The organism is Halomonas sp. BC1 (assembly GCF_002078135.1).
GTDB classification, from domain to species: Bacteria; Pseudomonadota; Gammaproteobacteria; order Pseudomonadales; family Halomonadaceae; genus Vreelandella; species Vreelandella stevensii.
Window position 1 is genome coordinate 307,664 of sequence record NZ_LFGS01000019.1, and the last position, 10,109, is coordinate 317,772.

General features: G+C 63.9%; 11 protein-coding genes. 7 read left to right on the forward strand and 4 right to left on the reverse strand.

Translation table 11 applies throughout. The annotated features are described in order from the left end of the window. On the reverse strand, positions 1–1,600 hold a 1,600-nt coding region (gene mnmC / locus B7L72_RS15455; protein WP_254893847.1), incomplete at its 3' end, for a bifunctional tRNA (5-methylaminomethyl-2-thiouridine)(34)-methyltransferase MnmD/FAD-dependent 5-carboxymethylaminomethyl-2-thiouridine(34) oxidoreductase MnmC. Between the two features lie 207 nt (positions 1,601–1,807). Continuing rightward, positions 1,808–2,107 carry a YciI family protein gene (locus B7L72_RS15460; RefSeq protein ID WP_016914815.1) on the reverse strand — a complete coding sequence of 100 codons (300 nt, stop codon included), beginning with the start codon at positions 2,105–2,107 and terminating at the stop codon, positions 1,808–1,810. Between the two features lie 142 nt (positions 2,108–2,249). Between B7L72_RS15460 and B7L72_RS15465 the strand changes: the two genes are divergently transcribed. Together B7L72_RS15465 and B7L72_RS15470 are read left to right on the forward strand one after the other, a co-directional pair. Next, positions 2,250–3,188: a PHP domain-containing protein gene (locus tag B7L72_RS15465; protein WP_016914814.1), complete on the forward strand. Its 939-nt coding sequence runs from the start codon at positions 2,250–2,252 to the stop codon at positions 3,186–3,188. Between the two features lie 81 nt (positions 3,189–3,269). Continuing rightward, positions 3,270–3,890, forward strand: a complete 621-nt coding sequence (locus tag B7L72_RS15470) for an L-threonylcarbamoyladenylate synthase (protein WP_016914813.1) — start codon at positions 3,270–3,272, stop codon at positions 3,888–3,890. A 70-nt stretch (positions 3,891–3,960) separates the two neighbouring features. On the opposite strand, the gene B7L72_RS15475 is transcribed toward B7L72_RS15470, so the two are convergent. Further along, entirely contained in the window at positions 3,961–4,851 is an 891-nt protein-coding gene (locus tag B7L72_RS15475) for an ion transporter (RefSeq protein WP_016914812.1), read from the reverse strand. 38 nt (positions 4,852–4,889) lie between these two features. Beyond that, on the reverse strand, positions 4,890–5,786 hold the full coding sequence (locus B7L72_RS15480) for a CYTH domain-containing protein (RefSeq protein ID WP_081195367.1): 897 nt from the start codon (positions 5,784–5,786) through the stop codon (positions 4,890–4,892). A gap of 131 nt (positions 5,787–5,917) precedes the next feature. Here B7L72_RS15480 and B7L72_RS15485 point away from each other — a divergent pair, with 131 nt between their 5' ends. The 5 genes from B7L72_RS15485 (at position 5,918) to B7L72_RS15505 (ending at position 10,049) form a co-directional block, all read left to right on the forward strand. Further along, positions 5,918–6,598 carry a TIGR00153 family protein gene (locus tag B7L72_RS15485; RefSeq protein ID WP_016914810.1) on the forward strand — a complete coding sequence of 227 codons (681 nt, stop codon included), beginning with the start codon at positions 5,918–5,920 and terminating at the stop codon, positions 6,596–6,598. Between the two features lie 9 nt (positions 6,599–6,607). Continuing rightward, positions 6,608–7,873: an inorganic phosphate transporter gene (locus B7L72_RS15490; RefSeq protein WP_081195369.1), complete on the forward strand. Its 1,266-nt coding sequence runs from the start codon at positions 6,608–6,610 to the stop codon at positions 7,871–7,873. Positions 7,874–8,030: 157 nt separating this feature from the next. Continuing rightward, positions 8,031–9,347 carry an amino-acid N-acetyltransferase gene (gene argA / locus B7L72_RS15495; protein ID WP_016914808.1) on the forward strand — a complete coding sequence of 439 codons (1,317 nt, stop codon included), beginning with the start codon at positions 8,031–8,033 and terminating at the stop codon, positions 9,345–9,347. An 89-nt stretch (positions 9,348–9,436) separates the two neighbouring features. After that, positions 9,437–9,634 carry a hypothetical protein gene (locus B7L72_RS15500; protein ID WP_081195371.1) on the forward strand — a complete coding sequence of 66 codons (198 nt, stop codon included), beginning with the start codon at positions 9,437–9,439 and terminating at the stop codon, positions 9,632–9,634. Further along, positions 9,603–10,049, forward strand: a complete 447-nt coding sequence (locus tag B7L72_RS15505; RefSeq protein ID WP_081195373.1) for a DUF2335 domain-containing protein — start codon at positions 9,603–9,605, stop codon at positions 10,047–10,049. Before B7L72_RS15500 ends, B7L72_RS15505 begins: the two co-directional genes overlap by 32 nt. Positions 10,050–10,109: the final 60 nt, after the last annotated feature.

The window sequence follows — 10,109 nt, forward strand, 5'->3', positions numbered from 1 at the left end:
CAGGCAAGGCCTGGCGCAACTCGTCGATATTGCGCTGATGGTCTGCGTCGGCGGTGTGGGTGGTGGCATCGTTGGGCACGAAGCTGGCGCCGAAGGTGAGCACGCCCTCCAGCGGCGGCGAGACATAGCCCCCCGCACACACCACGCGCTGCGGAGCCGCCGTGCCCTCCGGCAGCGGCAGCTCGCTCACCTGGCCACGCACCTGCTGCAGCGGCAGCTCCGCCGTCTGGGCGAAATGGTTGGCCAATGACGCCGTGGCAATCACCACCTGGTCGGCGGCCAGGGTGTCGCCGTTGGCCAGGGTAATCTGCCAGCCCGCTGGCGTGGGGTGCAGCGCCGTGGCTTCCCCGTGGTGCAGGGTGATGCCGGGGTGTTGCAGTAGTTGCTCGCACAGCCGTTTGGGCTGTACCCATCCCGCCTGTGGGTAAAAAAGGCCCTGTGCCGCTGCCGTGGGCACCCCGGCCAGTGCGTCGGGGGCCTCGCTGGCCGCGACCAGCGTTTCCGGCAGCGGGTGGTGGGCCATGAAGCGCTGCTGGCGGCTCGCCTCTTTCTCGCTCAAGGCCAGCTGCACCACGCCGCAGGGCTGCCAGAGCGGCGGCTGCTGTGGCCGCGCGGCCGCGAGTCGGCCCAGCCAGCGCTGGCTGTAGAGCAGCCCCGCCAGGTAGAAGCGGCTCTGCAGGTTGGTTTCCACCGCAAGCTTCACGTACAGCGCCCCCTGCCGATTACCCGAGCCGCCCGCGCCGGGCTGCTCACGCTCCAGCACCGTTACCTGGCGGCCGCGCCGTGCCAAGGCAGCCGCCACGCTGCTCCCGGCCATGCCTGCGCCAATCACCACGATGTGCTGCGAGCGAAGAGTGGGCGGTGGCGTAAACCACGGCGTCCGCTGGCGGCGGTTGTCCACAGGCGGTGTGGCAATACTGCCAGCCAGCATTTCCCGCTTACGACCGAAGCCAGGCACCTTCTGCCAGGCGAAGCCTGCGGCTTTCAGACCGCGCTTGACGATCCCCGCGCAGGTGAAGGTGGCAAAGGTGGCCCCGGGCCGCGAACGGGCCGCCATGGCAGCAAACAGCTCGGGCTGCCACATCTCCGGGTTTTTGGAAGGGGCAAAGCCATCCAGGAACCAGGCATCCACCTGGCCTTGCAAGGCTTCCAGCCGTTCGGTGGTATCGCCAAAGTGCAGGTCCAGGGTGACGCGTTCGCTCAGGTGCAAACGGTGAACGCCGCTGACGGGATCGGGCCACAGGGCGCAGAGCGCCTGTGAATAACTGGCCAACGATGGCCAGGCGCTCAGGGCACGCGCCAGGGCGGTGTGGCCCAACGGGAATTTTTCGGTAGAGAGCAGGTGCAGCCGTGCCCCTGGTGGGGCGTGGCGTTCGAAGCAGGCCCAGGCACACAGCATGTTCAGCCCGGTGCCAAAGCCGGTCTCTCCAATCACGAATGCTCGGGGTGCCTGCCACTCGGCAAACCGCTGGGGCAGGTGGTTGGCCGCCAGAAAGACGTGTTCGGTTTCCGAGCGACCATCCTCCCGGGAAAAATAGACGTCACCGAAGGCATCAGAGTGCGGGGCATCGTCGTTCCAGGAGAGCGTCGGGGCGGTCATGGCCGCCAGCGGGGGCAGGTCAGTGGGGCGCTGGGTCACGCGAATATCCGTGGTGGTCGAAGGGTGAACGAAGGTGGTCAAAAAATGATCAATTTGTTCAGCAGGGCGCTATCTCTGGCTTATAGAAAAGCGTCCGCCGTGTTTTCACAGAGTTTTCCACAGGCTCTGTGAAAAAGCAGGCGGACCCTCCACAGTCGCCCTTGTGGGTCAAGGCAAAACTTTCTTGAACGGCTTAACAATTACCTTGGCATAGACCCCGGCAATGATGTAAGGGTCGGCATCCGCCCAGGCCTTGGCCGCTTCCAGGCTGTCGAATTCGGCCACCACCAGGCTGCCGCTAAAGCCCGCTTCGCCGGGGTTGTCGGTGTCGATGGCCGGGTGGGGGCCAGCCAATACCAGACGGCCTTCGTCACGCAGCGCTTCCAGCCGTGCCAGGTGGTCCGGGCGGGCGGCCAGTCGGCGCTCCAGGCTATTGGCCACATCTTCACTGATAATTGCATACAGCATGGGGATAACTCCTTGAAGGCAGTGCGGTTGGGGAAGCCTTGCAATCGCTCCCGGCATTGACCGCGTGCTGGTTAACGCGCACCATGGCGAGCTGTTGTACCACACGCCTATTCTGACAAACTCGCCACACGGCGTCATGCTAATGCCACGACTTCCTGAAGCTTTTCCCCCTGCACTGCCCCGTGTGTTCGATGCCGATCAGCGCTACCCGGTCGATTTGCACATGCACTCTACCGCCTCGGATGGGGCGCTGCCGCCTGACGAGCTGGTGGCGCTATGTGCCGCCCGAGGCATGACGCACATTGCCCTCACCGACCACGACACCATGGACGGCACGGCAGAAGCCAGCCTGGCCGCCGAGCAGGCGGGCCTGTGTCTGGTGCCCGGCTGCGAGTTATCCACGCGCTGGCAGGGCATCGGTATTCACGTGGTGGCGTTGATGCCAGGCGGCTTGCAGGGAGCGCTGGTGGAGGGCCTGGAGCAGCAGCGCCAGGCGCGTATCCAGCGGGCTGAAGTGATTGCCGAGCGGCTGGAGAAAATGGGCCTGCCCGATGCGTTGGCCAAGGCCCGCGCCCAGGCAGGCAGCGACCGCCCGTTGGGGCGCCCGGATTTTGCCCGTGCCTTGGTGGCGGAAGGCGTGGTGGCCGACTGGGCCGGAGCCTTCAAGCGCTACCTGGGCAGCGGCAAGAAGGGCGATGTGAAAGCCCACTGGCCCGAGATTGCCGATGCCGTGGGCTGGGTGGTGGCGTCCGGCGGCGTCGCGGTGCTGGCCCACCCGCTGCGCTACGGGCTGACCCGGCGCAAGCGCGGCCTGTTGCTGGATGCTTTCACCGCCGCAGGGGGCGAGGCGGTCGAGCTGGTCAGCGGCCAGCAAAACCCGGACAGCACCCGTGACCTGGCGCGTCAGCTGGTGGAGCGCTCGCTGTACGCCTCGCTGGGCAGCGATTTTCACTTTCCTGGCAGCCACGCCGCCCCGGGCAGCATGAGCGTGGTGCCACGTACCGCCGCGCCGCCCATCTGGGAACACCCTCGGCTGGCGCACATGCGCGATGCCGCGCCGGGCATGCTGGCGGCTGGGTGATCACGCGCCGTATCGGCTAAGCTGTCGGTATCGCGCTAACCAATGTGCAACGAACGGACCGCCGAACGGCAGGAGCAAGCGATGAGCCAATATTTCCAGATTCACCCCGAGAACCCGCAAAAACGGCTGATCGATCAGGCCACCGAGATCATTCGCAAAGGGGGCGTGGTGGCGTACCCCACGGATTCCGGCTATGCGCTGGGCTGCCACCTGGGCGAAAAGAAGGCCATCGAGAAGATCAAATGGCTGCGCTCGCTGGACGACAAGCACAACTTCACCCTGATGTGTTCGGACCTTTCCGAGATCGGTACCTACGCCAAGGTGGACAACGCCGTGTTCCGGCTGCTGAAAGCCCACACGCCGGGGCCTTACACCTACATTCTGGATGCCACCACGGAAGTGCCGCGCCTGCTGCTGCACCCCAAGCGCCGCTCGATAGGCGTACGCGTGCCGGACCACCGGATTACCCACGCCTTGCTGGAAGCGCTGGGTGAGCCGCTGATGAGCGTGACGCTGATTCCGGTGGGGGAAACGCTGCCCATGAGCGACCCGGAAGAGATCCGTGAGCGCTTTGGGGCGCATCTGGATCTGATCATCGACGGCGGCGCTTGCCACCTGGACCCGACCAGCGTCATCGACCTGCGCGAACTGCCGCCGACCATCGTGCGTGAAGGGCGCGGCGACACCACGCCTTTCCAGTAGCGTTTCACTCGTTCTCTTTCACAAGCCCTTTTTCCAGCTGCCATGACGCCAGCACCTCCCGGCGCTGGCGTTATTGTTGGGGGGCTTCCTCGGGCGGTTCTTCCTTGGGCTTGCGCGGGTCTTCGCTCTCTTCGTCCAGCCAGGTGCCACAGCGTAGGCAGTAGCGGGCGCGCTTTTCGTGGCGGTCGTGGCCGCAGCCGGGGCAGGCTTCTTCCGAGTAGCGGTCTTCGCGGATGGAGCGGATCACCTGGGCCGAGAATACCCCGGTGGGCACGGCAATGATCGAGTAACCAATCAGCATCAGGATGACGGTGATGGCCTTGCCCAGCGGGGTGGCGGGCACGATGTCGCCGTAGCCCACCGTGGTCATGCTGACGATGGCCCAGTAAATGGAGATCGGGATGCTGGTGAAACCTGCCTCGTCGGACTCGATGGTGTACATCAGTGCGGCAAACAGCGTCACCAGCATCAGAATGCTGAAAAAGAACAGCAAAATCTGGCGCAGGCTGCGCTTCAGGGCATCCAGCAGCAGCCGTGCTTCGCCGACGAACTCCATCAGGCGCAGGATGCGGAAAATGCGCAGCACGCGCAGAATCCGCACGATCACCAGCGCATGGGCGCCGGGCAACAGCAGCACCAGCCAGGTGGGGATGATCGCTATCACATCGACCACGCCGTAAAAGCTCTTGAGGTAGACGGTGGGCCGCTCCAGGCAGTAGAGGCGCACCAGCAGCTCAAGGCTGAACAGCAGCGTGAACATCCACTCCATGTAGAAAAACAGCGTGTCGTAGCGCTGGGCGTACTGCTCTACGCTGCCCAGCAGAATCACCGCCACGCTCAGCAGGATGGCGATGATCAAGGCGATATCGAACGCTTTGGCCCCCGGGGTATCCGACTCGAAAATCACGTGGAATAACCGCGTGCGCAATCCTTCGGCACCGGGGCTGAGGTCAAAGCTCATGGTTTCGTCCTGAAATAAGCGGCCAAGGGGGATGCGTTTCAGCGTAGCGCGGTTTGCTGACCAAGGCGACGGGCCAGCGTCAACGCTGCAACGCCGTACGCCGCCGTGGGCTGGCCGGTGGCATCCAGCTCGGCCGTCAGTATGAGGGCCTCGCGCCGTGCGGCGTCATCCAGCGTTGGGTGCTGGGCCAGTCCACTCAGCGCCTGTTGGGCCGCCGCCAGGTGCTCGGGGTGGCCACTGTCATGGAAGGCGTCCAGCGCCACGGTGGCACGGTGCAGCCATGCGCTGGGGGTGCTGGCCTCGGGCAGCGTCCACTGCTGCTGGCCCAGGGCATTGCCTCGGGCGGCCTTGCTGCTGTCGGAAGGGCGCAGTGCTACCTGCTCTGCCAGTGCCAGGGCCAACCCCCATAGCGCATCGGCGCTGCCCTCTTTCAGCTCCAGTTCGACCTCGCCAATAGGGGCGTGGGCGCTGCCCGCCACGATCTCCCCTTCGTCCACCACCAGCTCGATGGCGCTGCCTTGCCATGCCAGCTGCCAGGTACGGCGGTGGAAATCGGTGCTCAGCGTGGGTTGCAGCGCCGCTATCTGTTCGGCCAACGGCCCTTGAAACGGCTGCAGCTTGGCCAGCCCGGCCTGGTCGAGAGCGTGCTCGTCCAGCGGCCACTCCCACTCTTCACGACGCGATAGCCCGCCGCCGCCCTGGCCTGCGGTCTTGACCGTTTGCAGCACGCGCTGGTCCAGTCGGCGCAGCCGAACGGCGACCCGGCCAGCGGCCAGATGGCCCTGGGGAGTATCGAAATAGGTGTTGGCCACGGCCTGCTGCTGGGGTTGCTCTGCCAAGAGCGGATGGGCCAGCAGCGCGTCGAGCGCGCCGGGCCCCAGGGCCAGCTTCAGTTCGACTTCCTGAGGGGCTGCCGGATGAGGGTGTTGGGTCATGACGCTTCCTGCCAAGTGGTCTATGTTGCGTATTGATGACGGTTAAATGAACTTTTTATGACGAAGCCGAGCGCACTCTTTATACTGTCGCCCGCCATTTCCAGGCTCCCCGAAAACAGGCTAAAGGCTCTATGGTAACCTCCAACCCTTTTTCCGCGATGTTTGGCCGCTCGCCATTCCAGCCGCTGCTGGCCCACATCGTCAAGGCCAATGAATGCGCCGACCTCCTCCTGCCGTTCTTCGAAGCGACCCTTGCCGGTGACTGGGACGCCGCCGCCGAGCTGCGCGAGCAGGTGACCACTCTGGAGCACGAAGCCGACACCCTCAAGACCGAGCTGCGGCTCAACCTGCCCAACAGCATGTTTCTGCCGGTCTCGCGTTCGGACCTGCTCGATTTGATCAGCGTACAGGACAAGATCGCCAACAAGGTGCGTGACATTACCGGCATCATGCTGGGCCGTAAAATGCGCGTGCCCGACGAGCTGGCCGATTTGATGCGCGAGTACATGGCCACCAGTGTGGCCTGCGTGGCCCAGGCGCGCCAGGCGCTGGAAGAGTTGAAGGACCTGCTGGAGTCCGGCTTTGGGCGCAACGTCTCGGACGTGATGCAGAACATGATCCGCGAGCTGCACGTGCTGGAGCACCAGGCCGATGATCAGCAGGTGGCGATTCGCCGCCGTCTTTTCGAGCTGGAAAGCCAGCTTCCCCCCGTGGATGTGATCTTCCTCTACAAGATCATCGACTGGGTCGGCGAAGTCTCCGACCGCGCCGAACGCGTGGGCAGCCGCCTGCAGATCCTGACCGCACGCTAAGGGGCTCCCATGCAGATTATTGTCCAGCACGGCGACATCTTTATCATTCTGGCCTGCCTGTTTGGCTTCTTCATGGCCTGGGGGGTGGGTGCCAACGACGTGGCGAACGCCATGGGCACCTCGGTGGGGTCGAAAGCGATCACCATCAAGCAAGCCATCATCATTGCGGTCATCTTCGAGTTTCTGGGGGCCTGGCTGGCCGGCGGCGAAGTCACCGCCACCATCCGTGGCGGCATGCTGGACCCGGTACTGCTGGAAGCCAACCCGCAGCTGCTGGTATACGGTATGCTTTCGGCCCTGCTGGCGGCGGCTATCTGGCTGATGATTGCCTCTGCCCGTGGCTGGCCGGTATCGACCACCCACTCGATCGTGGGTGCCATCGTGGGCTTTGGTGCCGTGGGCCTGGGCGTGGAAGCCGTGGCCTGGAGCCGCGTGGGCACCATTGCTTCCAGCTGGGTCATTTCGCCGCTGCTGGCGGGCACCATCGGCTTCGTGCTGTTCAAGTCGGTGCAGTATCTCATTTTCGAGAACAAGGACCCGTTTGCCGCTGCCAAGCGCTACGTGCCGGGCTATGTGTTCCTGGTAGGCTTCATCGTCTCCATGGTCACCCTCACCAAGGGGTTGACCCACGTGGGCCTCGACCTGAGCTTTGGCCAGAGCTTCCTGCTGTCGATGCTGATCGGCATCGTGATCATGGGCGTCGGGGTGGTCATGCAGCGGCGTATCAAGTACGTGCAGAGCGCCAGCGATCACTTCGGCTATGCCAACGTGGAACGGGTATTCGGCGTGCTGATGATCTTCACTGCCTGTGCCATGGCGTTTGCCCACGGCTCCAACGACGTGGCCAACGCCGTTGGCCCGCTGGCGGCGGTGATCAGCGTGGTGCGCAGCGACGGCGTGATCGACAGTGCCGCGCTGGTGCCCTGGTGGGTGCTGGTGCTGGGTGGGGGCGGCATCGTGTTTGGCCTGGTGACCTACGGCCATAAAGTGATTGCCACCGTGGGCACCGGCATTACCGAACTGACCCCCAGCCGTGGCTTTGCCGCCACGCTGGCGGCAGCCACCACCGTGGTGCTGGCTTCGGGCACCGGGTTGCCCATCTCGACCACCCACACGCTGGTCGGGGCAATCCTCGGCGTGGGCCTGGCCCGTGGCATGGCGGCGCTGAACCTGCGGGTAATCGGCACCATCGTCATGTCCTGGCTGATTACCCTGCCCGCCGGGGCGGGGTTGGCCATCGTGTTCTTCTTCATGTTCAAGGGCATGTTCGGCTGATACTCCTCTCCCCAGGCTAACGCTTGGCGGGTATACGGCGGCACCTTCGGCAGCTGGTCTCGACAGGAGATCGCTGTAATAGAAGGTGCCGCTGTTTTTTATGCTCTGTTAAAGTAAGCGTGGTTACTTTCATTCACCTGCTGCCGGAGAGCGGCCCTTGGACACACGTTTCCCCTTTGTCGACTGGTTTCGTAATGCCTCCCCGTACATCAATGCCCACCGGGGGCGAACCTTTGTCATCCTGATTGAAGGCGAAGCCATGGCGTCGGGCCGAGGAGAGCAGCTGATTCAGGACCTGGCCTTGCTGCACACCCTGGGCGTGCGCCTGGTGGTAGTGTTCGGCATTCGCCCCCAGGTGCATGAAGCGTTGACGGCCGCAGGTGTGGAGCCCACTCGGGTGGATGGCCGCTGGGTCGCCGACCGCGCCGTGATGGCCCATGTGGAGCAGGTAGCGGCGCACCAGCGGCTCTGGCTGGAAGCGCGGCTCTCGTTGGGGCTGCCCAGCACGCCGCTGCACGGCGTGGAGCTGAGCGTGATTTCCGGCAATCTGGTCACCGCCAAACCGCTGGGCGTGCGCGAAGGCGTGGACTTCGATCACAGCGGTGAGGTGCGCCGGGTGCGCGCCAGCGCCATCGAAGGGCTGTTGGAGAAAGGCTCGCTGGTGTTGCTGCCGCCGCTGGGGTTCTCCAGCACCGGAGAAGTGTTCGACCTGGACGCCTCGGAAGTGGCCCAGCACGCCGCCGTGGCGCTCAAGGCAGACAAGCTGATTCTGCTGGGCGAATCCGAAGGCCTGGAAGACGAGCAGGGCGCGCTGCTGCGCCAGCTTTCACCTTTCGAAGCCGAACCGCGCTTGCAGCAGGCCGCGCCCGGCAGCGAGCTGGCGCGCCATCTCAACGCCGCCTGCACCGCTGCCCGGGAAGGCGTGGCCCGCACGCATCTGCTCTCCTGGCGCAACCATGATGCGCTGCTGGGGGAGCTGTTCACCCGCGACGGCGTGGGCACCATGATCACCCAGCACCGCTACGAGCAGCTTCGCCCGGCCACGCTCAATGACGTGGCGGGCCTGCTGGAACTACTGGAACCTCTGGAGCGGCGCGGCATGCTGGTGGCCCGCTCCCGGGAGCGTCTGGAGCATGAGATCGACGACTATATGGTCATCGAGCGCGACGGCATGGTGATCGGCTGCGCGGCGCTGCACGTCTTCCCCGAGACCACCGTGGGCGAGCTGGCCTGCGTGGCCGTGCATGGCAACTACCGTGGCGGCGAGCGCGGCGAGCGACTGGTCGAAGCACTGGAACGACGCGCCCGCCAGCGGGGGCTTTCCGATATGTTCGTGCTCACCACCCATACCGCTCACTGGTTCGTGGAGCGCGGCTTCCGCGCCGCCAGCCTGGAAGACCTGCCCCCCCTCAAACGCGAGGCCTACAACCACGCCCGTAAATCCAAGGTGCTGGTGAAAAATCTGGCGGGTTAGTGGGGAAAACCGGCACCATGCGCGCTATCGACTACCTAACGAGAGTCACTTTGCGCTATGGTAAAAGAAACTAACCGAGGGATGCCGCAATGAACCTCAAACGTATCGCACACATTGCCAGTGTCACTACGATCTTTCCGCAAAAGCGGCAGGCAATCCAACCTGTCGAGTTTGTCGTGCACGAGAGCGATGCAGAGGCATTGAGCAGCGATTTTCTGAAGGTTGGAAAAGATATGCAAAAGGCGATGGAGCAATATGACCGACTCCCCAGACTCTCACACTCGTGATTCATCGCAGCAATCACCAGCCTCCTCTAACAATCAGAGCATTATTGCTCAACAATTGACCTACTCAGGTCCCTTGCCACCCTCTGCGGAAATGGAAAAATACGAGCGCATCAGCCCCGGCGCGGCAGATCGTATTTTAGCCATGGCCGAGAAGGAGCAAGCGCATCGCCACGAGCAAGAAGAGAAAGAAAACGCCGTCAACTCTCGTATTGCTGAGTCCAATATACGCTCGCAGGATGCCAGTATCAGCGAGATCAAACGCGGGCAGTGGATGGCCTACAGCCTTGGCCTTATCTTTCTGGGTATTACAGTGATGCTCGGGCTGAGCGGGCATGAAGTTGCCGCGTCAACACTAGGACTTGGCGGGGTTGCGGCAGTGGCGACTGTATTTATAAAGGTGCGTAACAAGCAGTAGGCTAGGCAGTGATAGTCGTGTTCTATGGGTGAGGCGGCATCGCCGCCTCAGAGGGTTGTC